General features: G+C 32.9%; 1 protein-coding gene. It reads right to left on the reverse strand.

All coding sequences use genetic code 11. The annotated features are described in order from the left end of the window. Positions 1-457, reverse strand: a 457-nt coding sequence (locus D0S45_20850; protein ID TIH04850.1) for an LptF/LptG family permease, incomplete at both ends; no start/stop codon positions are given.

Consider the following 457-nt stretch of genomic DNA (forward strand, 5'->3'; position numbering starts at 1 on the left):
TTGCGTATAAAATAATCACTAACAGTCCATTTCTTCTTTTTTTCATTCCACCTAATCGATCTGGAGGTAAGCTTAGAAACTAAGGTTTTACCATCGAATTTCTCCAAAGCAAACTTATAACCAGACTTGCTTGATGTTTCCCAGTTAATCATGTAAACAAAAATACCTGGTTCTATTTGCCGATGTATATTTCTTTCCCTATTTACAAAACGCTTCCGAATATAAGTATCCGTMAAATCCAATCGCTTTTTATTTGCCGGAGGAATTACATAATTACTCATCAAAAAAGAAAATAAGCCTATAATCAATGCGGAAATAAAATAAGGAAACATCAACCGTCTAAAACTTACACCACTACTAAGGATTGCAATAATTTCGGTATTATATGCCATCTTCGAGGTAAAATAGATGACAGCTATAAAAGTGAACAACGCACTAAATAAATTGGCGAAATAAG

Source organism: Marinifilum sp. JC120 (assembly GCA_004923195.1).
Taxonomy (GTDB): domain Bacteria; phylum Desulfobacterota; class Desulfovibrionia; order Desulfovibrionales; family Desulfovibrionaceae; genus Maridesulfovibrio.